The sequence below is a fragment of the Lysinibacillus sp. FSL K6-3209 genome (assembly GCF_037976175.1).
Lineage (GTDB): Bacteria > Bacillota > Bacilli > Bacillales_A > Planococcaceae > Lysinibacillus > Lysinibacillus sphaericus_D.
Window position 1 is genome coordinate 3,850,330 of record NZ_CP150264.1, and the last position, 22,584, is coordinate 3,872,913.

Consider the following 22,584-nt stretch of genomic DNA (forward strand, 5'->3'; position numbering starts at 1 on the left):
CGTTCCCCCCTCAATACGGTAAACGAATTAGCAGTTCCGTTCCCTTGCCAATTTCGCTTACCCAGTCAGCAGTACCTCCTACCGATTTAGCCCGATCCTTTATCGATTGTAAGCCCATGGATAGAAGCTTCGTATTATGATCAATCACAAAGCCTCGTCCCTCATCACGAATAACTAATAATATATCCGTAGCTGTGACAGTAATATAAAGTGCCGCCTCAAGTACTCCAGCATGGCGACGGACATTATTAAGTGCCTCTTGTGCCACACGAAATAATGTTTCTTCAATACGAGATGGAAATTGCAGTACGCCTGATACGGTAACATGAAGCTTTAAGCCAAGCATTTCTGCATACACTTTTATCGCTTCTAGTAACCCATTTTCCAAGCCTTTTGGTCGTAGCTGCCATATTAGTGCACGCATTTCAGTTAAAGCATCTTGTGTTAAATGTTGAATTTCCTTAAACGTTTCCTTTACTTCACTATCGTTGCTCATTTCAATGCCAGCCCTCGCCGTTAATGTCACGGAAAATAATAGCTGGTTGACAGAATCATGTAAGTCACGCGCTAATCGGTTACGTTCTTTCACAAGTGCCATTTCCTGCTCCTGTTTGGTCAATAATATCCGTTTAATAGCCGAGCCCATTTGAAAGGCAACTGATTCAAGTAAAGCGAGCTCCTCCTCTGAAAAACGCACCGTATTTTTGGATGCTACATTCAAGACACCAAAACGTTCCTGCCCCGATTGAAGAGGTACTGTTGCATGATGTGTGATACCATCATGATCGCCAACATTCGCAGCAATTGCACTTTCAATACGTTGACATTCAATAATGTTCGAAGCCTTTTTTAACTCTTCATTGCGATAGCGGGATACACACCAACAACCACCCTTTTTTAAATAGTGACAATTTTTATATTCAAGTGCCTCGGGCAAATTTTCATGGACAACGAGCTCTGATCGTCCCTTTTCATCAATAAAGAATATCCAGCCTGTTTCAAAATTTGTGCCATTTAAAAACTTTACTAGTGCGCCTTTTAATGTTGTGACGATTTCTGTTTCTTCGTTCAATAACTCAGCAATTTCCTTTAAAATACTAATATTGGAGTGCTCGTTCTCTCTCACAAAAACACCTCTTTTTATTGGCATTACTTCTAATAATGATAACATTTCCAAGTCGCAGGTGTCTGCCTAAGCCATTCATACTTTAGACTGAATTTCCAACAGATTTTGGAATGGTATAAGCGTATTGGCTGGTTATAATTGAAACATTTTACTTCTAAATTTAAAACACATATAATCTTAACAAGTACAGCGTTATATTAAAGGGAGTTTTGATATGTCAAAAAAAGAGGAAAATAGTTTATTATTTATTTGGATAGTGTCCGTCGTAGCAACACTCGGTTCTTTATATTTTTCTGAAATCCGTCACTACGAGCCTTGTAAAATGTGTTGGATTCAACGTATATTTATGTATCCAATTGTAATCATGACTACTATAGCCCTTATTCAAAAAAATACACGTATTGCGGTAACAACAGCCGTCTTTGCTATGATGGGTGGTACAGTATCACTTTATCATTATGGTATTCAGAAACTAAGCTTTTTAGCTGAATCTGCCCCATCTTGTGGTGCTGTATCTTGTACAGGTCAATACATAAACTGGCTTGGGTTCATTACAATCCCGTTTTTGGCTCTAACTGCATTTATTTTAATTGCAGGAGCTAGCTTCTATTTATTAAAGGCTTCTAAAGCTGCAAAGTAATCCAACTTAATGCGTAAAGTTCTCTTTCATGTAAGTATAATGTTTGAAAGACAGAATAACATAAGAAAATTCGCGCTATGCCTGCGGGACTGCGATTCAAGCTAGATTATTTAGCGGCTTTAACATTTGTTTCGTGTGAATCACCTGCGGAAATGGAGCGGATTTTTTTGTATCAAAAACAAGGGTATCTAAATAAACCCTATTCCACGGAGGAAAATCGATGTTTCAATATGAAATAAAAGACAGTAATATCACAGTTGAGGAGCTTTTGCGAAATCATTGGCGACTGGGAAAAAAGCTAGTACATGAATTACGTATGGCAAAGGCTGTCACAACAATAGATGGCGAGCCCTTACTTTGGAAGGAGCCACTTCCAGCAGGAACCATGCTAAAATTCACATTCCCAATCCCAGCTTCTAGCTATAAGCCAACACCTGTTTGTGCAATTGATGTTGTTTATGAAGATGATCACTGTTTAATTGTCTCTAAACCAAAGGGTATGTCTACCCATCCAAATGATGACCATGATACACATACTTGTATGAACCATGTAATGGCTCATATGAAAGAGCAAGGCCTTCACTATGCAGAGCATGTACATCGTCTAGATAAGGGCACTGAAGGTTTGTTATTAGTTGCAAAACATCCTCTAGCCAAATCCATTTTTGATCGGATGATTGAAGAAAAGACGATTATTCGTACGTATGCTGCCGAGGTACAAGGCAATCTTCGCTCCACATCTGGTACGATTGCTGAATCTATTGGGAAAGATCGTCACCACCCGACACGACGCGTCGTGTCAAATACAGGTCAACATGCCGTCACACACTATGAAGTTGTAGCACGCTATAAACATTCTTGTGTTGTCCATCTTGTCCTAGAAACAGGTCGTACACATCAAATTCGTGTACATTTGGCGCATATCGGACATCCTATTATTGGCGATACAATGTACGGTGCACGTGAAACGGCAAGTGGTGACTATGAACTACATGCTATCCAATTAGAATTGGAACACCCATTTTTAAATAAGCTCATTTTAGTGAAAGACGAATCATAGCAACCTCATCGTAGTACAAACCTGCTCAAGGTTTGTGCTATTTTTTTATGGAAAAGTTCCGAAAATAAAAATATCCATTTTTAATATTTATTTCAAATTAAAATATGAATTTATGAATTAATAATTACTTCACCTATTTTTTACAATAATTTTAATATTGATTTTTCCAATATTGGTAATGACGATGGATTTCTTTCATGTTAGAATAGAGTAAATTGTCAGTCATCTGACATATACATGAGGGAGGAATTCATTATATGAAATGGGTTAAAAGTATTGCAGCAACAACTCTAGCTGCCAGTTTGCTAGCTTCACCAGGCTTTGCCGCACATGCAGCAGAAACAGCACCAGCTGCTACAAAGGAAGGCTTTAATTTAACAATTTTACATTCTAATGATACACATTCGCACGCTGAATATGCTCAGCAACGTACAACAAAAATTAAAGAGTTACGTGCAGCAAATCCAAATTCACTTCTATTAGATGCAGGTGACGCATTAACTGGTACGCTTTACTTCAACGAATTTACTGGAGAAGTAGAAATGAAGTTAATGAACCTAATGGGTTACGATGCGATGACATTTGGTAACCATGAGTTCGATTTAGGGTCAAGCCCAGAAGGTCATGCTGCTCTTGCAAAATTTGTTAAAGGTGCTGAATTCCCATTACTTGGAGGCAACCTCGACTTCTCAAAAGACCCATTATTTGATGGCTTACAATTCCAAACAGTAACAAAAGACTTCCAAAACGGTAAAATCTATAACGGCATAATTAAAGATGTTGACGGTGAAAAAGTTGGTATTTTCGGTTTAACGACAGAGGAAACACCATCTATTTCAAGCGTAGCAAACGTACAATTTGCAAACTATATCGACTCTGCAAAAAAAGCAGTAGCTGAATTTGAAAAACAAGGTGTCAATAAAATTATTGCCCTTACTCATATAGGCTATGACGATTCTGCTGATTGGGATAATGATAAACTACTGGCATCAGCAGTAGAAGGTATCGACGTTATTGTAGGTGGACATACACATACAAAACTAGATAAAGCTGTGAAAGCAGATACTTCATTTAAAAATCCAACAATTATTGTACAAACAGGACAATATAGTGAAAACTTAGGTGAGCTAGATTTAACGTTTGACGATAACGGTGCTGTTGTTGAATACTTCGGCCAATTACATGCTTTAAATAATAAAGAAAATCCTGTAGCAGCAGATGCTGATGCAACGAAACTATTAGCGCCTTATAATGAAAAAATTGCAGCAGTTAAGCAACAATCAACAGGCAATACAGCTGTTTCAGTACTTGATGGTAAACGTGGACTTTGGGGCGTTCGTGCTGGTGAAACAAATCTAGGGAACGTTATTACGGATGGTATGCTAGCTGGCGCTAAAAAAATTGACCCAGAAGTACAATTCGCATTCCAAAATGGTGGCGGTATCCGTGCGAGCATTGACGCAGGAGATATCACTGTTGGGGAAGTAATGACGGTAATGCCTTTCGGTAATGCACTAGGTATCGTAAAATTAACAGGTGCTGAACTCTATGAAATTGCTGAACATAGCGTAAAAGAGTTCCCGAAAGAATCAGGTGGCTTCCTACACTTCTCTGGTCTACAAGTAGAATTTGATGGAAAGGCACCTGCTGGCAAACGTGTTCAATCCATTAAATTAAACGGTAAAGAACTTGATAAAGCAGCTTACTATAAAGGTGCTACAAATACGTTCACTGCTAAAGGTGGCGATGGCTACGAAACACTTGCAAAAGTTTATGCAGACGGCCGTGTAAGTGAACCTGGTACAGTAGACTTTGAAATGTTCATTGATCACTTAAATTCACTTAAAACAGTAGACGCTAACGTGGAAGGACGCATTATCGCAACAATTCCATTTACGGATATTGCTAAAGGTTCTGAAACAGAAGGTTACGTGCGTGATCTTTACTATCGTGATTTAACACAAGGTACATCGGCAACAACCTATTCGCCAAATGCTAACTTAACTCGTTCACAAGCTGCATCATTTATTGCGCGTGTCTTAAAACTAGAAGCAAAAGGTGCAACAACATTCTCTGATATTACTAGTTTAGAAGCAGCGACTCAAAAAGAGATTACAGCACTTGCAGAAGCTGGCATTGTTCAAGGTCAAAATGGCAAGTTCAACCCTAATGCAAAAGTAACGCGCTCTCAACTTGCATTAATGTTTGCACGTGCCTATAACTTACAACATGATGCGAAAACTGGTTTAACTGCTGATTTCAGCGATATTTCTAAATACAATAAAGAAACACAAAATGCTATCGCACTTATGCAAGATTTAAAGATTGCTAGCGGTTCAAATGGCAAATTCATGCCAAGTAACAATGCGACACGTGCGCATATGGCAAAAATGCTATCAAACTATATCCCTTATGTAAAAGAATCGAAATAACATGAACAAAATCCCGCTTCAACTAGTTTGATAGCGGGATTTTCTATAGTTAAAAATTAAATTTGAAATTATCTGGATCTTGACCAAAACGATGATCACGATTTAATGTTGTCATTTGATCCATCTGAGCCTGCGTTAATTCAAAATCGTATATTTGTGCATTTTCCTCAATACGACTGGCTGTTACAGATTTCGGAATAATCAATGTATCTTTTTGCAAATGCCAACGAAGTACGACTTGAGCCGCTGTCTTCCCTATTTCTTGAGCGATTTCAAGAATAGTAGGATTATCAAGCACACCCCCACGCCCTAGTGGTGACCATGCTGTGACTGCAATTCCATGCTCTGCACAAAATGCTTTTAATGCCTCTTGTTGTAAGTATGGGTGTAATTCAACCTGATTGACCATTGGCGCGATATTGGCTTTTGATAATAGTTTTTGTAAATGATGTTCATGGTGATTCGACACACCTGTTGCTCGTATTAACTTCTTATCATACAAACGCTCAATAGCTCTGTACGTTTCTTCAAATGTTTCAGGCACTGCCCAATGCGTTAAATATAAATCTAAATAATCCATATTTAATTTTTTTAGTGACACTTCAAAGGCACGCAGCGTTTCATCATAACCTTGGTCCGTATTCCAAACCTTTGTTGTGACAAAAATATCCTCGCGCTTAATGCCTGAGTAACGAATCGCCTCACCCACTTCCACCTCATTACCATATAACGAAGCAGTATCAATTGCACGATAACCCACTTTCAATGCCTTATCAATCGCCTGTAATGTTTCATCACGTTCCGTCATTTTGTATACGCCTAGACCAAAGCGAGGCATTTCAATACCATTTGTTAACGTTTTTGTTGATTGTATATTCAAAAACATCAGCCCCTTTCTTTTCCTAGTTTCATTATACAAAAAATTGGATTAAAAATAATACCATTCGTTTCTGTTATCGAATTCTTTCTGCTGTGCGCAAGGATTGTTCTCATTCCGAGGGATTTACTCCTGCTTCGCGGGTATTTACCTCTGCTTCGCGGGGATTCTCTCCCTTTCCGCGGGTATTTACCTCTATTTCGCGGGTATTCTCTCCCTTTCCGCGGGTATTTACCTCTATTTCGCGGGTATTCTCTCTCATTCCGCGGGTATCTCACCTCAATCGTGGGGCTTTACTTCTATCCCGCGGGTAACTCTCCTCACCCGCGGGTAAAGCTCCTACTCAAGCAGGTATTTCCTTTGATCTTCTACCTATTGTTTGTCTTCGGGTTCATCATCTACTTGAATTGGGTCTGCAATGCGTTCATCCTCGGCAAGTTCAAGACCATCTCGCAAATGCTCCATTTGTTTGCCTAGATCTTGCAACTCTTTAAAATTTCTAGCCATTGTCCCGTTTTCTATATTAGGAACCTTCTTTTCCATTTTTATCACCTCTGTTATAGTTTTCCCGAAATATTAAAGTCTGAACCATTTCTGACATATTTTATTCAGCAAGGTCGTTTCATTTTTATAATAGATAGGCTATACTAAAAAGAGATTGCTTATAAACATGAGGAGGGTTCTTCCATGAAGTTATTATTAATTATTGGTGTAACTGTTGCTTTCCTAGCTGCTATTTTCACTGCTGGGTACGAAGGCGACTACAAAGCGGACAAATAATACTCCAAGAAAATCACTAAGTATATTTTAATACTTAGTGATTTTCTTATTTTATAGAAGTAGCCATTGCGGTTACTTCTTTTTTTCGACCAATTTAACTACTTGACTTCCATCACTTTATAAAATATACTTACTTACATTAAGTAACTTGATAATTAATGATAACTAAAATATTGGAGGAATACTATCATGCATTTTCATGAACAACCGAACACATATGTCACAAATGTTGAAATTAAAGTAAGTGATTTACAACAATCTTTAACATACTATCAAGACATTATTGGCTTTAAAGTTTTGCAGCAGGAAGCGAATCGAGCTACCTTAACCGCTGACGGTAAAACAGCATTGCTTACAATTGTTCAACTGGAAACAATTGAACAAAAAACGAGCTCAACAAGTGGACTTTATCACTTTGCACTACTATTACCTACACGCCGTGATTTAGCAAATATCATTACTCATTTCCGTCAATCAGGCGTTTACTTTGGTGCCTCTGATCACGATGTGAGTGAAGCACTTTATTTACGTGATCCAGATGAAAATGGTATTGAAATTTATGTAGATCGCCCTGAAAATGACTGGACTTGGCGCTCAGACCAAGTGCATATGGTAACTGAGCCGCTTAATATTCCTTCTATATTGGTAGAAGCTGATGGACAATGGCATGGTTTACCTGCTAATACGGTTATGGGGCATATTCATTTATCGGTTTCAAGCTTAGTTGCAGCCGAAACGTTCTATACAAAGGGCTTAGGCTTTGACATTGTCACTCGTTATGGTGAGCAAGCATTATTTATTTCTACTGGCCGTTATCACCATCATATCGGTTTAAATACTTGGTATTCTGAAGGTGCATCAAAACTTGGGGAAAATCAAATTGGTCTAAAATCTTTTACACTGCGTCTAGATAATGAAGAGCAGGCAAATACATTAAAAGCAAACTTGCGACACTTAGGAGCGCCTGTTACTGATATAGAGGGTGGTTTCCAAACAGAAGATCCTGCTGGGAATGTTATTTTGCTGAAATTTTAAGGAGGCTATCGTATGGAATTTGGTATTTACACATTGGCAGATATCGGACAAAATCCGGTGAATGGCTATATGCCAACTGCTAAAGAACGCCTCGATGAAGTAATGCAATACGGGCAATTAGCGGATGAAGCTGGTCTTCAAGTATTTGGTGTTGGAGAACATCATCGTTTAGATTATGCTGTTTCAGCCGTACCAGTCGTATTATCTGCACTTTCCCAGCGGACAAAAAACATTCAATTAATAAGTACGACGACTGTACTTAGCACGGTCGATCCAGTGCGCTTATACGAAGATTTCGCAACACTGGATTTACTGTCAAATGGTCGTGCAGAAATTGTTGCTGGACGAGGCGCATTTATCGAATCGTTCCCGTTGTTTGGTTATGATGTAGATGATTATGATGCACTATTTGAGGAACATTTAGCCTTACTGTTAAAGATAAATCGAGAAGAGCGTGTAACGTGGAGTGGCAGCTATCGTAAGCCGCTTCAACATGCTGACATTGCACCACGTGCTAGTCGTGAAATCCCCATTCATATCGGTGTGGGTGGAACGCCTGAAAGTGCTAGTCGAGCGGGTCGTTATGGCGTAGGTCTAAACTTAGCCATTTTAGGTGGGGATCCAAGACGTTTCAAACATTTGGTTGATATTTACCGCGAAGCATTACTCACAGCAGGACACGATGAGATTAAAGCAAAAATCACTGTTTCAGGGCACGCATACTTTGCTGAAAATTTAGCGCAGGCTAAGGATGAATTTTATCCACATTACTCAAATTATTGGCACTATGTTAATGCACAACGTGGTATGCGCTATCATTTATCTAAAGAAGGCTTTGACAATATGACAGCTGGTCAAAATGCGCTATTTGTTGGTAGTCCAAATGAAATCATTGAAAAAATATTAATGCAGCATGAAATATTCGGTCATTCACGTTTTATGGCACAGCTTGATATTGGCGCAGTACCATTCAAGCAGGTGGCTAAATCTATTGAGCTGCTTGGCACTCATATTATGCCGGCAGTCAATAAAGCGCTAAAAGAATAAAAGTGGTGCCAGGTACTAACACAATTTCCATGCAAAACGGGCATCTGCGACATAACAAAAAGCGTTCGAAACAATCGAACGCTTTTTATTAGTGTAGCCCTGGGTAGCCCTGTTGTCGTAAAGCCTCGTAAATAACAATTGCGGCTGTATTCGATAAATTTAGTGAACGCACATGTTCACTTTGTGGAATGCGTAAACACATTTCTTTACGCTCATAGGCAAAATCCTTTGGCAAACCTGTCGTTTCTTTTCCAAACATAAAGTAAATATCCCGATCCTTATCACTAAAATCATGCGTAGTAAACGGTTCTTCACTATACGTTTCAATTAAATAGACATCCCCATTTTTTGATACTTCTAAAAAATCCTCAAGGGAATCGTGGTACACCACGTTAACACTATGCCAATAATCCAAGCCAGCACGTTTTAGCATTTTATCGTCGGTTGAAAAGCCAAGCGGCCGTATTAAATGGAGTGAGGTATTCGTACCAGCACAAGTACGTGCAATATTGCCTGTATTTGCTGGTATTTCTGGTTGATATAAAACGATATGCAATGGCATAACGAAACACTTCCTTAGCTAAAAAATTGTAAACCTTTGTTTATTTCCACGAGGACTTCCTCATCTTGTTCTTGATCCTGCGCAGCGAGTAAAGCATTTTCCGCCTGCTCTCCACCAATCTTCCCCAATGCCCACGCCGCTGTCCCTCGAATAACTGGTCGCTCATCTTTTTCGAGAAGCTCAATTAAATCAGGTACTGCTGCGTCCTCTTTAAAATGCGCTAGCGCTAATATAGCATTGCGTTGAATTGGTTTTTTTCCTCGCCATGAGCCTGAAACATGACCAAACTTTGCTTTAAATTCCCGATTAGAAATCGTTAAAAGTGGTGTTAGTAAGGGTTTTGCAAGCTCTGGATCGGGTTTAAATTCCTCATGTATCCAATTGATTTTGCCTTTATTTTTTGGACAGACTGTTTGACAAGTATCACAGCCATATAGCCGGTTTCCTATATGTGAGCGGAATTCATCTGGGAGGTAACCTTTCGTTTGCGTTAAAAAGGCGATACAACGCTGTGAATTAAGTTGTCCCCCTTCGATTAACGCACCTGTTGGACAAACATCCAAACATAAACGGCACTCCCCACACTCGTCCTCCATTGGCTTGTCCGGTGCAAATGGGATATTTGTCACTAACTCGCCCAAATAAACATATGAACCAAACTCCGGTGTTATAATCGAGCAGTTTTTCCCGCTCCAGCCAATACCTGCACGCTCCGCCACCGCCCTATCTACAAGCGCACCTGTATCAACCATTGATTCAATCCGTACATTGCTCACTCGCTCCTCCAGCCAAGCTTTTAATAATGCTAAACGCTGTCGTAATGCTGTATGGTAATCGACGCCCCAAGAAGCTCTGCAAAATATCCCACGTCGAGCCCCCTTTTTACCAGCAGGTGCGTCCTTCATCTTTGAAGGATATGCGACAGCTATCGCAACAATACTTTCTGCACCTTCTAATAATTGAAGTGGCTCCGTACGTTTTTCAATATCGCTCTCTTCAAAACCTGATTGGAAACCAAGCTCCTGCTGGCGACGCAGTCTATTTTTCAATTCTGTAAAGGGAGCTGCCGTTGTGAAGCCAATCTTATCAACGCCAATGGACATTGCATACGCCACAAACTCTCGTTGTAGGTCATGTATGTTCATTTTATTTCCAACTCCTTACATGATATAATAATAGAAACAAATAAAGTAGGTGATTTTTTATGGAAGTCTCACTTAATCCATCGTTGTTAACGCAACTTCCAGAGCTGAAAATCGGCATTATTCATTATACCAAAATTGTCGTAGCAGAATCGCCCCAAATGATTAAAGGTCGCCTGCAATTATATCAGGAAAACCTCTATTTAGAAATGCAAGATCAACCTGTAACTGAACGTGAAGGTATTGCAGAATGGCGACAACTTTGGAAACAACTTGGCGCTGATCCGAACCGTTATCGTCACTCGGCTGAAAGCTTAATGCGTCGAGTAAGTAAGCAAAACTATTTAACACCGTTGCATTCTGGTGTCGATTTAAATAATTTTTTCTCCCTACAATACGAAATTCCAGTTGGCATTTATGATATAGCACACCTTAAAGGAAACATAGAAATTGCACTTGGCAATGAAGAAACGGGCTACGAAGGGTTAAATGCGCGCTTCAATACGCTCAATCATATTCTGTTTAGTCGAGACGAGGAAGGGCCTTTTGGTTCACCATTCGTTGATTCACAACGTACAGCTGTCTCCGAAGCAACAACTGAAGCGCTCCATATTTTCTATCTTCGCCCTTCCCTTGCAACTGTGGATGCACAAAAGCTTCTTGCCTCTGCGGGAAAAATGTTCAACCAAATTCATGGTGGAGACTATCAAATTGCCCTTTTAACGAATGCAACACCATCTACTACACTATAAAGGAAGTGTTTTCATGATTAATCTTGCAGAAGCAGTTAAACTAAAAAGCATTTTAGCTAAGAAGGTTCAAGAGCTTATTAATGAATTACATCGCAGTTCTTTTGTCACTGTTGAAAAAGGACAAGCTCCTAAAACGAGTAATCGCGCAATGGCTGTTATTGAAAGTGAGCTAGCGCAAGTACGCCTTGATATACGCACATTAGATCGCCTTGTCTATGAGGCGAATATTCAGAACAAAGTAGACTTTAAAGGCGAGCAACTTGCACTTGTAGAGGCAATTGAACTGGCTTCACAACTTCGCGCTGAAGCTGAACTTTGTAAACACTTGGGCACACATGAAAAAGAAACTGTACGTATGGGCTATGGTGAAGGTACAATGTTATATGAAATTGCTATGTTCGAGCCAGATGCATACCGTGAACGTTCACTTCAACTAGAAAAGGATGCACATAAGCTCTCTAATTTGATTAATGCCAAAAACTATAGCGTTGAAATACAATTTGACGATTCTCGCTATTTCTAAACTCGGGGCGGTGAGACTCCAAACCGAGTCGGATGTGCTGTTTTCAAAACTACTTTAATGTAGACTTAAAACTTAGATCAACCAATGACATGTGACCAGTTACTTTATGACCGATGACCTATCACCAACTATTGGCAATGGCATGAAAAAACTCAATCAGATGAATTGGAAAACGCCATCCGAAACTCTCTTACACCTTGTGTGTAAGAGAGTTTTTTTATGTCTATTTTGCTAATCAATTGGACAAACTTTGTTTAGTACAATTGGAAGGAGCAATAGTCATGAACCATTCTCATGAAAAAGATGATACATTAACCAATCGCCAAGGTCATCCGGTTACCAACAATCAAAATTTACGAACAGTCGGCAATCGAGGGCCAGCAACTCTTGAAAATTATGATTTCCTTGAAAAAATAAGTCATTTTGACCGAGAAAGAGTTCCTGAACGTGTTGTGCATGCTCGTGGTGCTGGAGCACATGGCTACTTCGAAACATATGGAGTTGTTGGCGATGAGCCTATTTCTAACTATACAAGAGCAAAAGTATTTCAGGATAAAGGCAAACAAACACCTGTTTTCGTCCGCTTCTCTACGGTTATTCATGGTGGACATTCACCGGAAACATTACGTGATCCGCGCGGCTTTGCTGTCAAGTTTTATACAGAAGACGGAAACTGGGATTTAGTTGGCAACAATTTAAAAATCTTCTTTATCCGTGATGCCATGAAATTTCCAGATATGATTCATGCTTTTAAGCCAGATCCTATTACAAATATTCAAGACGTCGAGCGCTTCTTTGATTTCTGTACAAGTTCTCCTGAATCCTTCCATATGGTCACTTTTATTTATTCACCTTGGGGCATTCCTGCCAACTATCGCATGATGCAAGGTTCTGGAGTCAATACGTATAAATGGGTAAATAGTGAGGGCAAAGCAGTCCTTGTGAAGTACCATTGGGAGCCATTACAAGGCATTAAAAACTTAACACAAAAAGAAGCAGAAGAAATTCAACAAAAAAATTTCAACCATGCCACACAAGACTTATACGACGCTATTAAACGTGGAGATTATCCTGAATGGGAGTTAAATGTACAAATAATGGAGGATGGCCCTCATCCTGAGCTTGATTTTGACCCACTGGATGATACGAAGCTATGGCCGAATGACAAATTCCCTTGGTATCCAGTCGGAAAAATGGTATTAAATAAAAACCCTGAAGACTATTTTGCCGAGGTAGAACAAGCGACTTTCGGCACAGGTGTCCTCGTTGATGGATTGGATTTCTCAGACGATAAAATGCTCCAAGGGCGTACTTTCTCTTATTCTGATACGCAACGTCATCGAGTGGGTGCCAACTATTTACAATTACCAATCAATGCGCCGAAGAAACGAGTAGCGACCAACCAAAGCGGTGGGCAAATGATGTATAAACGAGATTTAGCACCAGGACAAAATCCACATATTAACTATGAGCCATCAATGTTAAATGGTTTAAAAGAAGCTACCCAAACGGCGAAAGAATACACACCATATATTGAAGGCAATTTAGTGCGCGAATCCATTGATCGCCAAAATAATACGAAGCAAGCTGGTGAAACTTATCGTAATTTTGAACAATGGGAACGTGACGAATTACTAGCAAATTTAATTCGGGATTTATCCGCATGTAATACAGCTATCCAAGAGGCGATGATCGCATTGGCTGCTGAAGCAGATGAGGAATATGGACGTTTACTAAAAGAAGGTTTACAAAAGGCGCAGCAAAACACTTCGTCTGCAAAGCCTCTTGGTAACATTAACGGTGATAATGCACCAAAAGACGCAGTCGATAAAGGCCATGATGCCGAACCTTACTAAGAAGTGCCAGTCACCCACACAATTTTACGCACAAAACAATAGCCGCAACAAATCGCATGTAGCGAGAGTTGCGGCTTTCATATTGCTCGAGTGCCAGTCACCCACACAATTCGCACAATTCAAACACTTAATAGACGCCTGGTAAAATTCGAAGCACTTTTTCTTGTGCATCTAAAATGGCATCGACCCCTAATGGGATGGCAATATTCGTCGTTTCATGCCCTATTTTAAAACCAGCTACAACAGGTATTTCTAAATCACCAAAATATTCTTGCATTAACACTAGAAGAGCCTCATCACTTGCTCCTGTTTCTGTAAAGGAGCCAATTACTACCCCCGCTAATTGTTCCAGCTTTCTAGCTTGTTTTAACTGTTGCAACATCGAATCAATACGTGGAATTGTCTCTGCAATATCTTCTATTAATAAAATTCTGCCTTCAGTTCGAACCTCAAATTTTGTGCCTAAAGTGCTGACTATTCGACGTAAATTACCACCAATAATTGGTCCACGTGCAAAGCCAGGGGTAACTACAGTTAATGGAGATATAGCCTCTGTATACTGTATTTCAATCGGAGAAAACAGCTGTAAAAACATTTTTTTCGATAACTCATCCATGTCATTGGCAGCCATTAGCATCGGTCCATGAAACGTCACGATATTTGCATACTCATTAATAGCACAATGCAAATAGGTAAGATCAGAAAAGCCCCAGAAAATTTTTGGATTTTCAGCTAGCAACTCATAATCAATCTTTCCAGCAATACGAGCAGAGCCATAGCCACCCTTTACGCAAAAGATGGCCTTCACGTCAGGATCTTGAACCATAGCATGAAAGTCCGCAAGTCTTACGTCATCACTACCTGCTAAATAGTCATGTTTTGCCGTTATCGTATCCCCTATTTTATAGCGGAGACCCAGCTCATCTAAAAAGGCTAAAGCATTTCCTAAGTTCTCTGGCTCAACAAGGCTGGACAAACATACAATGCCAACTGTATCCCCTTTTTTTAAATGCGCTACTGTACTTATCACTTTACTTCCTCCTATTCTTTCTCTCATTCTAGCATATGGATATATGTAGCATTGATTATTCACTCCCTTAATGCCTATAATTGACATTAGTATTTTAAATTAAAAGGAGTTATCGCTTCATGAAAATCCCACCATATGCGTTATTATTACTTGCTACCGTTCTATGGGGTGGTAATTTTGTCATTGGCCGAGCCGTGAGTGGCAATATCCCACCCTTTACATTGGCTTTTCTTCGTTGGTGTGTCGCCTTTATCGTATTTTTACCGATTGCTTATCGCAGCGTAAAACGTGAGTGGCACATGCTCAAAGAACATTGGAAAATTGTCCTTATACTAGCCTTTACTGGTGTGGCAGCTTTTAATACGCTCGTCTATATTGCTCTCCACTATACAACTTCGATCAATGCATCATTGATGAATTCTTCGACACCCATTATGATTTACATACTATCCTTTATATTTTTGAAGGAAAAACTCTCGTCATTCCAAATTCTTGGAACTGCACTATCACTTAGCGGTGTCCTTTTTATTATTTCAGGAGGTTCGTTTGCAAGCTTAGTCGATTTTACGTTCAATAAAGGGGACTTAATTGTTGTCGTCGCCGTTTTCTGTTGGAGTATTTATTCACTTCTTGTAAAACATTACGCGGGTCGTTTACCAGGACAGTCAACATTTCTTGTCACAATCTTTATTGGTGCTGTCATGCTCTTGCCATTTTACCTATACGAAATCACAACAATGACCAACGCTATACACTGGCACTGGTCAACGATTGCCGCTATTCTATATGTAGGTATTTTTGCTTCTATTGTAGCATTTCTATGCTGGAATCATGGGGTCGTACAACTTGGCGCGAATAAAGCAGGTATTTATTTAAACTTTATTCCGGTCTTTGCCTCTATTTTTGCCGTGCTTTTTTTAGATGAGCAACTACATATTTTTCAAATTATCGGCGGTCTTGCCGTCGTTGCAGGTGTCCTATTATCAAGTAAAAAATAAAATAAGTAGCTGGGACATAAGAGAAAAAGTGTTAGATTGAACCTGGAACTGACCCCAATAGGTAAAGACAAATAAAAAAAGCATCTTCGATTGAAATTCGGGTATAGATACTTAAATTTCAATTTGGAGGTGTTTTTTCTATGGGAACAAGAGTGAGTTATCCATATGAAGTAAAAATGAAAGCGATTGAGATGCGATTAGCGGGGGTACCTGTCAAACAGATTCTATTGGAATTAAATATACGCCATAAAACACAGGTCGAAACATGGGTGCGTTGGTATAGAAATGGTGAAGTCAATCGTTTGAAACAACCTGTAGGCAAACAATATATCTTTAATAAAGGTCCTGAACCGGACAATGAACAAACGAAATTAGCATTGGAAAACCGTTATTTAAAGCAACAAATTGAGGTGCTAAAAAAGTACGCAGAGTTGGAGAGGAAGTGGTTGGAGAAGTAGCTGTACAGTTAGTTGCGTCACTAAGAAGCATGATGTCTGTAAAGGACATTTGTAAACACTTTGGGATTGCACGATCTACCTACTATCGTTGGAAACAGGCATCTACCGATGCAAGGTCTCGTCAAGCAATAGAGAGACGTATCGGTGAACTCTGTCGTGCAAATAAATTTCGCTATGGCTACAGAAAAATTACAGCACTCTTACGTCAAGAAATGTGCGTCAATCATAAAGTTGTTCAACGTATCATGCAAAAATATGGTTGGCAATGTCGCGTGAAAGTGAAAAAACGGAAACGAACAGGACAACCATATGCAATCGCAGCAAATTTATTAAATCGCGATTTTGAAGCCACAGCACCGTTACAGAAGCTCGTAACTGATATTACTTACTTGCCATTTGGTCAAAAACAGTTGTATCTTTCAAGTATTCAAGATTTATATAATGGTGAAATTATTGCCTATTCGATTGGAGACTGTCAAGATACTGATTTTGTGCTGGATACATTAGCTCAACTTCACCATTTGCCCGAAGGGTGTACGTTGCACAGTGACCAAGGGGCGGTATACACATCGTATGATTATCAACAGGCCGTAAAAGCAAAAGGCATTACCATGAGCATGTCCCGTAAAGGTACGCCCGCTGATAATGCCCCAATCGAATCGTTTCATTCTGTGTTAAAGTCTGAAACATTCTACTTAGACAATTTGAACAGTACTACGACGGCCATCGTAGAACAAACTGTCAAAGACTATATAAACTATTATAACAATAACCGTATTCAAACGAAACTAAACAACCAGTCGCCGGTTCAATACCGACAACTGGTTGAGTGATGCTTTTTTGATTACTGTCTTATATATCGGGGTCAGTCCCCCTAATCAATCTAACACTTTTTTTGCTATGCCGTTGTTGTCCGCTACGACTGTGCTTTCCGCTCAGCACAGTAAGCCGCAACCCTCGCTACGCGCGGAATGCCCGCGTCTTACATTATGTGCTGTTCTGAGCTGGAGTCACCGCCTTCGCTACCAACAACTAGTGAACACTTCTAATTTTTTTATTGCAAAAGCAAGAATAGCTAAGGTCTCCATATAGAAAAATTACGAACACCTTTCCTCTATTCCTTAAATTTTTCTAGTTATGTCCCAGCCTCTTGTTTCTTTTATTTTGTACCGCCATAAATAATCGTTACATTTGGATGATTTAATAATCTGCTAGCTGGAAAAGCTTCAGTCACTTCTCCACCTTTTAATTTTTCAATGGCTTCTAATTTTTTTTCACCAAATGCGATGAGCACAATCGCCCTTGCATTCATGATAGATTGAATACCCATTGTAATAGCATGAGTAGGCACAGCTTCTGGTTTGTCAAAATAAATAGCATTTTCAGTTCGTGTTGATTCTGTAAGCTCTACAATGTTTGTCAGTGAATTAAATGATGTACCAGGCTCATTAAAACCTATATGTCCATTTACCCCTATTCCAAGCAACTGTAAATCAATTCCACCTGCTTCGGCAATTTGCGCATCATATGCCACACACTCGGCTTCTAAATCAGTTGCCTTGCCGTTTGGTAAATGTATCTTTTCTTCGTTAATATCCACATGATTAAATAAATTTTCATGCATGAACGTCCAGTAGCTTGCTGGGCTATTTTGTTCTAAGCCCACATATTCATCTAGATTAAATGTTGTAACTTCCTTGAAAGAAATATCACCAGCTTGTTGACGCTTAACTAATTCCTTATACATCCCAACTGGTGAACCCCCTGTTGCAAGCCCTAGTATGCTAGCTGGTTTTGCTTGTAGTTGCTCAGTAAAAATATGTGCAGCTACGTTACTCATTTCATCATATGAATTTACTTCAATCCATTTTATTTCATTCTTCATTTATATACCTACCTTTAGAAACGTTATTTTTAACTAAAAATGGGAAATTCATTACGAACTAGTAGTGAATATATTAATTTTACAAGTTATTTAGCTCTATTTCTATTATTTTCTTTCTCTATTTTTCACGTGTATTCTAGTGCTATTTCGGTTATGTTAATTAGTAAGGAAGTGAGGCGATTTTATGAATGCTCAAATTCAACAATATTTAAAATTCATTCAATTTCAAGGATCTTTAGAGCCGTCTATAAAGCTACTTGGTCAATTACAAACGAAACATCTACATACCATTCCCTATGAAAATTTAGATATTGCTTTGAAACGTGACATTTCCTTTGCTATCCCAGATATTTTTCAAAAAATTATTGTTCAACAACGCGGAGGCAATTGCTTTGAACTTAACATTTTATATAGTTGGCTACTTCGAGAACTCGGTTTTTCTGTAACAAATCGCTATGCGCAATTTTGGCGTAATACGGATGATAGTACACCGATTGAAGAAGTTCCCATGCATCAGCTACTCCTCGTTCAATTTGACGGCATAGCTTATATCTCGGACGTAGGTGTAGGTGCTTTAGCTCCGTGTAAACCAGTGCCTTTAATTGCACATCACGAACATCGCGAAGGCAATGAGCTTTACAAAATTGAATGGCATGACACGTACGGTTGGATGCTGTATGAGCAAACATCACACAATTGGCGCCTACTGTACAATTTCACGGATAACGGGAATGATGCCAATTTTGCACCACGTCTTTCTCAACAAAAGAATAAAATCGCCATGATTCGCACCCCTACTGGTCGACATACGATGTTCAATAATGAATTTCGTATATACGAAGGGCAATCATTAACAACTTATACAACACATACCGATAAAGAATGGCTACAAGCGCTTAAACGTTTTTTTCATATATCGCTTACTTAAAAAAGGATGCATTTTTCAATGCATCCTTTTCAATCTTTAATTTGCTGTTCGTTTTAGTAACTCATAAACAACTTCCCCATTGTGAAGTTCCTTAACTAAGCCAATACCATCTACAAAATAATACGTCTTCACTACATCAATATATTTAAAACTTTCTTCTAATATCGCTACATTTTTATAGTTAACACCACCTGCTCGAACTGTTCCATCCGTCGTTTGGACGGTAATGCGATTGCCGTTTACAGGACGTTCATCGTCTTCATGAACTATCACGCCAATTCTTAGTGGTAGCCCTATATAAAAATCGTAATGTGAGCTATACTCTTGAGCGATTGCTTGCGCATATACTGAGCCATCATAATATAATAATTCATCATAAAACGGCTTATTATTAGTCATATTCGTAATTGTCCAAACATCATTTTTATTATCATTATGACTATATTGATAATTTAATGTATATCTTAGACCATCATCAGGTGAATAATAGGCATAAGTATAGGTATAGGCTGGGTCCTTTAATAAATTAGGATTTGAAAGAGTTAATGCACGAGCTACGAATGCTGAAAAATGAGCTCTTGTTAATGGCAATTTTGGTTTAAATGAGCCATCTTGATAACCGCTCGTAATATTATTGTTCGCTACCGCTAAAATTTCTTTATAACCCGGTGTCTTTTCTGTAACATCTGTAAAGTAATATGGGCTCGTCGTTCCCTTTAATTTAAAAGCTCGTTGCAAAACAATAGCCATATCTGCTCTCGTCAACGTACCGTTTGGATTAAACTTTTTGGTTGCATCAAATATTCCAGCATTTTGAGTCGCAGCAATCTCCTTATAGTAAATATGAGATGTCGGTACATCTTGATACTTCGGATTTTTTACATTCGTTGTTTTTAAGGCTAACGCACGTGTTATCATAACAGCTACCTGTGCCCTTGTGACATATTCATTTGGCTTAAAAGTACCATTAGGATACCCTTTAATAATCCCCCGCTCTACTAAATAATCTATTTCCGTACTTAACGTATTGTCCGATGATACATCTTTAAAACTAGCTGCATAAACAGGCTGAATCTGGAGTATCCCTAAAATTAAAACTACAATCAAAATCTTACTTATTTTTTTCATACTTTTCCCCCTATATTTACTTCCATCTTTGTTATCCTATTCATCAAGTAAAATAAATATTAACTAAAAACTGTTTTGAAGAGTTGCATTGCATTAGTGTCCATATACCCAAGTCATCTTATATTTACACTTCTAATTGCTTACATAGCTTTTCTAAAGCAAAATGCCCCTGCAATACGTTGCAAGGGGTGTTGATAGGTCTATTAAGTTTTGTAGTTTTTATATAAATCAAAGCCTAGCAAATTATCACTCTAGCTTCCCTTATTAGTAAGAGAGATTATTTACTTCATCAACGCCATTCCCCATTTGCCTTAGCAGAACTACTCTCACTACTTCCACAAGCAGTTAGTAGAAATACCCCTTTTTATACATAATATACCTAAATAACATTTAAAATATATTGTACCATAAAACTAAATTCTTGTTTTGGAGTAAAATGATAAAATATGGATTTGCAATATCCGCTAACTAGCTATGTTCTAGCTAGCTTTATGCACTTAGTAATTTCTTGTAATTTTTTATACCATTTCAATGTGAGTTGCGTTTAATTCTTATAATCCCCTTGATGTTTAACTACCTCTTGTAATAAGACGATTCCTTATAAAACTGGAATGGTAACACTTTTGGACAACTTTTTTAAGGGTTCCTTTAAAGCATAAGGGACGGACAGGTTGCTTGACATGGAGCCTCTATAGGCATGATTCATTGCGCCAAGAATCCAGCTAAATAGGGCTGGCTTAGCCAAACGAGGCTATCATGCCCATTGCTCCATATAAAGCTCTTCTTCGTTGAAGGGCTTAGTAATTGCACATTACCCTCTATAAAACTGTCCAACTAAGTGTAGCCTATCCAAACAAAAAAGAGTTCTCAAATTAATGAGAACCCTTAATACATATGCAACATAAGATAGAGCCACTACCTTCTACCACTCTTGCCTTTTATAAAACCGGTGGATGAATTGGAACAGATATAATTATTACTGCAGCACTCAGTATTAAGATTGATAATCCAACATTTTTCTTCATATTCACACTCTCCTTTAGATTTCAATAAATTGCATAGCTTTCTCAAACTGCTTTTCTTGTCGATAATACTCTCCCAATAAATTAGAAAATTGTTGGTGCATTTCTTTTAATTCTTCATTATCTGCTGTAAATGGAATTAACCTCCCTTCTAAAAAATCCATTGCTTTCTTTTTTTCTTCTCCTAGCAAATATAAATAAAAAGTAGCAAATAAATTAAAACTTAATTTTTTCTTATTTTTTGCTTCTTCCTTTAGAATAGTAAAGGTTTTTATACTTTTTTCTGTTTGTTCTAAGCGAAATTGTGTAACACCTAAATTATATAAGCAAAGCAGATAATGATCACAGTTCTTTGACATTAAAGAAGCGCTTTTTTCAAAGTAAATTAATGCATTTTCATATTCCCATCTCATTTGGTACAAATCCCCCAAATTGTGATATATAGCAGGTAATAGCTGCTGTTGCTGTAATAGCTCCGCATTTCTCACTAAATGTTCATAGATTTCGATTGCTTCGTGAAACACTTTTCCTCGAGAGTAATTGAGTGCCAGAGACATTAATGTAAAAACAATTCTCTTAAAATTAAATTGGTCCTTATAGAATTGAAGAGCTTTTTTCCCATAAATAATTGCTTGACTTGGTTCTTCTAACCGCCCTTTTATTAAAGCGAAATGATAGTAAAACTCTCCTTCTAGTGACCCTAGTTCTGGATGTATTTGAAGTATTTGAGTTAGTTCTTTAGCTGCTTCCTCATATTTACCTTTTGTAATTAAAACTAATGCATAATAATATGAATGTAAATACCTTTCATGTTGGGAAAAATTTTGTCGGTGGGCATTTAGCCATCTTAATTGATTGTCTGCTAATTTGTGCTCTTTAACAAACACATAATAACGTAACTTATAAAGTTCATATAAATAAATAGATTCTGTAAAACCTATTATTTCTTCATATTCTTTTAATCTGCTCATTGTCTCTTTTACTTTCTCATTCTCTAGGTAATTTATTTGTTTTTGTAAATCATTTAATAGGCAAATAATATTTTGTTCGTTATTCTCTACATCGTGAATACTAATATTTAATCGTTCTAGCAGTAGACGTATTGTCTCGCTATTTGCTTCTTTATTATTATTCTCAATTTTACTTAAATGAGGAATCGAGCAAATCCCCATCGCCACTGAATTCTGTGTCATTCCTAGCTTTGTACGATAGTACTTAATTAATGAACCTATCTTCATTTTCATAACCTCCCGTATAGAATGACTATATTTTACATTTATTATAATCATAATTTTCCCAATAA

General features: G+C 38.2%; 20 protein-coding genes. 11 read left to right on the forward strand and 9 right to left on the reverse strand.

The annotated features are described in order from the left end of the window. Positions 1-10 precede the first annotated feature (10 nt). Positions 11-1,126 (reverse strand): GAF domain-containing sensor histidine kinase, encoded by a 1,116-nt coding sequence (locus MHH88_RS18740; protein ID WP_103977667.1) that lies wholly within the window; start codon positions 1,124-1,126, stop codon positions 11-13. A gap of 214 nt (positions 1,127-1,340) precedes the next feature. Between MHH88_RS18740 and MHH88_RS18745 the strand changes: the two genes are divergently transcribed. The 3 genes from MHH88_RS18745 to MHH88_RS18755 all read left to right on the forward strand — a co-directional run bounded on the left by MHH88_RS18745 (position 1,341) and on the right by MHH88_RS18755 (position 5,258). Next, the gene (locus tag MHH88_RS18745) at positions 1,341-1,766 is read left to right on the forward strand and encodes a disulfide oxidoreductase (protein WP_103977666.1); all 426 of its coding nucleotides are present in this window, start codon (positions 1,341-1,343) and stop codon (positions 1,764-1,766) included. Between the two features lie 220 nt (positions 1,767-1,986). Then, positions 1,987-2,826, forward strand: coding sequence for an RluA family pseudouridine synthase (locus MHH88_RS18750; protein ID WP_339259980.1), 840 nt, complete (start codon positions 1,987-1,989; stop codon positions 2,824-2,826). Between the two features lie 257 nt (positions 2,827-3,083). Beyond that, complete coding sequence (locus tag MHH88_RS18755; RefSeq protein WP_339259982.1) at positions 3,084-5,258, forward strand: 5'-nucleotidase C-terminal domain-containing protein; 2,175 nt, start codon at positions 3,084-3,086, stop codon at positions 5,256-5,258. A gap of 49 nt (positions 5,259-5,307) precedes the next feature. Here MHH88_RS18755 and MHH88_RS18760 read toward each other — a convergent pair whose 3' ends face one another. Together MHH88_RS18760 and MHH88_RS18765 are read right to left on the reverse strand one after the other, a co-directional pair. Continuing rightward, positions 5,308-6,138, reverse strand: a complete 831-nt coding sequence (locus MHH88_RS18760; protein ID WP_339259983.1) for an aldo/keto reductase — start codon at positions 6,136-6,138, stop codon at positions 5,308-5,310. 369 nt (positions 6,139-6,507) lie between these two features. After that, positions 6,508-6,642: a hypothetical protein gene (locus MHH88_RS18765; RefSeq protein ID WP_339259985.1), complete on the reverse strand. Its 135-nt coding sequence runs from the start codon at positions 6,640-6,642 to the stop codon at positions 6,508-6,510. Positions 6,643-7,104: 462 nt separating this feature from the next. Between MHH88_RS18765 and MHH88_RS18770 the strand changes: the two genes are divergently transcribed. Next, complete coding sequence (locus MHH88_RS18770; RefSeq protein WP_339259987.1) at positions 7,105-7,950, forward strand: VOC family protein; 846 nt, start codon at positions 7,105-7,107, stop codon at positions 7,948-7,950. 12 nt (positions 7,951-7,962) lie between these two features. Beyond that, a complete protein-coding gene (locus tag MHH88_RS18775; RefSeq protein WP_339259989.1) occupies positions 7,963-8,997 on the forward strand; it encodes an LLM class flavin-dependent oxidoreductase in 1,035 nt (344 codons plus the stop codon). An 88-nt stretch (positions 8,998-9,085) separates the two neighbouring features. Here the strand turns inward: MHH88_RS18775 and trmL are convergent, their stop codons facing one another. Then, positions 9,086-9,559, reverse strand: coding sequence for a tRNA (uridine(34)/cytosine(34)/5-carboxymethylaminomethyluridine(34)-2'-O)-methyltransferase TrmL (trmL, locus tag MHH88_RS18780; RefSeq protein ID WP_069514752.1), 474 nt, complete (start codon positions 9,557-9,559; stop codon positions 9,086-9,088). Positions 9,560-9,573: 14 nt separating this feature from the next. After that, complete coding sequence (gene queG, locus MHH88_RS18785; protein ID WP_103977660.1) at positions 9,574-10,704, reverse strand: tRNA epoxyqueuosine(34) reductase QueG; 1,131 nt, start codon at positions 10,702-10,704, stop codon at positions 9,574-9,576. Positions 10,705-10,763: 59 nt separating this feature from the next. Here queG and MHH88_RS18790 point away from each other — a divergent pair, with 59 nt between their 5' ends. From MHH88_RS18790 to MHH88_RS18800, 3 genes are all read left to right on the forward strand, one after another. Next, positions 10,764-11,453: a phenylalanine--tRNA ligase beta subunit-related protein gene (locus MHH88_RS18790; RefSeq protein ID WP_339259991.1), complete on the forward strand. Its 690-nt coding sequence runs from the start codon at positions 10,764-10,766 to the stop codon at positions 11,451-11,453. A gap of 13 nt (positions 11,454-11,466) precedes the next feature. Continuing rightward, on the forward strand, positions 11,467-11,976 hold the full coding sequence (locus tag MHH88_RS18795) for a hypothetical protein (protein WP_024362339.1): 510 nt from the start codon (positions 11,467-11,469) through the stop codon (positions 11,974-11,976). Between the two features lie 281 nt (positions 11,977-12,257). Continuing rightward, on the forward strand, positions 12,258-13,832 hold the full coding sequence (locus tag MHH88_RS18800) for a catalase (RefSeq protein ID WP_339259993.1): 1,575 nt from the start codon (positions 12,258-12,260) through the stop codon (positions 13,830-13,832). A gap of 127 nt (positions 13,833-13,959) precedes the next feature. On the opposite strand, the gene MHH88_RS18805 is transcribed toward MHH88_RS18800, so the two are convergent. Continuing rightward, positions 13,960-14,862, reverse strand: a complete 903-nt coding sequence (locus MHH88_RS18805; protein ID WP_339259995.1) for an LD-carboxypeptidase — start codon at positions 14,860-14,862, stop codon at positions 13,960-13,962. Between the two features lie 119 nt (positions 14,863-14,981). Between MHH88_RS18805 and MHH88_RS18810 the strand changes: the two genes are divergently transcribed. Together MHH88_RS18810 and MHH88_RS18815 are read left to right on the forward strand one after the other, a co-directional pair. Next, the gene (locus MHH88_RS18810; RefSeq protein WP_069514766.1) at positions 14,982-15,860 is read left to right on the forward strand and encodes a DMT family transporter; all 879 of its coding nucleotides are present in this window, start codon (positions 14,982-14,984) and stop codon (positions 15,858-15,860) included. A gap of 140 nt (positions 15,861-16,000) precedes the next feature. Further along, positions 16,001-17,151 (forward strand): IS3 family transposase gene (locus tag MHH88_RS18815; RefSeq protein ID WP_339259661.1). Its coding sequence is split into 2 segments (ribosomal slippage): positions 16,001-16,274 and positions 16,274-17,151, totalling 1,152 coding nucleotides; the frame shifts between segments, so codons are not numbered across the junction. 326 nt (positions 17,152-17,477) lie between these two features. Here MHH88_RS18815 and nagB read toward each other — a convergent pair. Then, a complete protein-coding gene (gene nagB / locus MHH88_RS18820) occupies positions 17,478-18,191 on the reverse strand; it encodes a glucosamine-6-phosphate deaminase (protein WP_339263124.1) in 714 nt (237 codons plus the stop codon). 196 nt (positions 18,192-18,387) lie between these two features. Between nagB and MHH88_RS18825 the strand changes: the two genes are divergently transcribed. After that, positions 18,388-19,131 (forward strand): arylamine N-acetyltransferase, encoded by a 744-nt coding sequence (locus tag MHH88_RS18825; protein WP_339259998.1) that lies wholly within the window; start codon positions 18,388-18,390, stop codon positions 19,129-19,131. A 36-nt stretch (positions 19,132-19,167) separates the two neighbouring features. Here the strand turns inward: MHH88_RS18825 and MHH88_RS18830 are convergent, their stop codons facing one another. Beyond that, entirely contained in the window at positions 19,168-20,259 is a 1,092-nt protein-coding gene (locus MHH88_RS18830; protein ID WP_339260000.1) for an S-layer homology domain-containing protein, read from the reverse strand. Between the two features lie 1,039 nt (positions 20,260-21,298). Next, positions 21,299-22,519 (reverse strand): tetratricopeptide repeat protein, encoded by a 1,221-nt coding sequence (locus tag MHH88_RS18835; protein WP_339260002.1) that lies wholly within the window; start codon positions 22,517-22,519, stop codon positions 21,299-21,301. Positions 22,520-22,584 lie beyond the last annotated feature (65 nt).

What these genes read in the sequence shown, in the direction of transcription:
- MHH88_RS18745 (WP_103977666.1), top strand. Translation starts at nt 1,341, where the DNA reads ATGTCAAAAAAAGAGGAAAATAGTTTATTATTTATTTGGATAGTGTCC.
- MHH88_RS18750 (WP_339259980.1), top strand. Translation starts at nt 1,987, where the DNA reads ATGTTTCAATATGAAATAAAAGACAGTAATATCACAGTTGAGGAGCTT.
- MHH88_RS18755 (WP_339259982.1), top strand. Translation starts at nt 3,084, where the DNA reads ATGAAATGGGTTAAAAGTATTGCAGCAACAACTCTAGCTGCCAGTTTG.
- MHH88_RS18765 (WP_339259985.1), bottom strand. Translation starts at nt 6,642, where the DNA reads ATGGCTAGAAATTTTAAAGAGTTGCAAGATCTAGGCAAACAAATGGAG.
- MHH88_RS18770 (WP_339259987.1), top strand. Translation starts at nt 7,105, where the DNA reads ATGCATTTTCATGAACAACCGAACACATATGTCACAAATGTTGAAATT.
- MHH88_RS18775 (WP_339259989.1), top strand. Translation starts at nt 7,963, where the DNA reads ATGGAATTTGGTATTTACACATTGGCAGATATCGGACAAAATCCGGTG.
- trmL (WP_069514752.1), bottom strand. Translation starts at nt 9,559, where the DNA reads ATGCCATTGCATATCGTTTTATATCAACCAGAAATACCAGCAAATACA.
- queG (WP_103977660.1), bottom strand. Translation starts at nt 10,704, where the DNA reads ATGAACATACATGACCTACAACGAGAGTTTGTGGCGTATGCAATGTCC.
- MHH88_RS18790 (WP_339259991.1), top strand. Translation starts at nt 10,764, where the DNA reads ATGGAAGTCTCACTTAATCCATCGTTGTTAACGCAACTTCCAGAGCTG.
- MHH88_RS18795 (WP_024362339.1), top strand. Translation starts at nt 11,467, where the DNA reads ATGATTAATCTTGCAGAAGCAGTTAAACTAAAAAGCATTTTAGCTAAG.
- MHH88_RS18800 (WP_339259993.1), top strand. Translation starts at nt 12,258, where the DNA reads ATGAACCATTCTCATGAAAAAGATGATACATTAACCAATCGCCAAGGT.
- MHH88_RS18810 (WP_069514766.1), top strand. Translation starts at nt 14,982, where the DNA reads ATGAAAATCCCACCATATGCGTTATTATTACTTGCTACCGTTCTATGG.
- MHH88_RS18825 (WP_339259998.1), top strand. Translation starts at nt 18,388, where the DNA reads ATGAATGCTCAAATTCAACAATATTTAAAATTCATTCAATTTCAAGGA.
- MHH88_RS18830 (WP_339260000.1), bottom strand. Translation starts at nt 20,259, where the DNA reads ATGAAAAAAATAAGTAAGATTTTGATTGTAGTTTTAATTTTAGGGATA.
- MHH88_RS18835 (WP_339260002.1), bottom strand. Translation starts at nt 22,519, where the DNA reads ATGAAGATAGGTTCATTAATTAAGTACTATCGTACAAAGCTAGGAATG.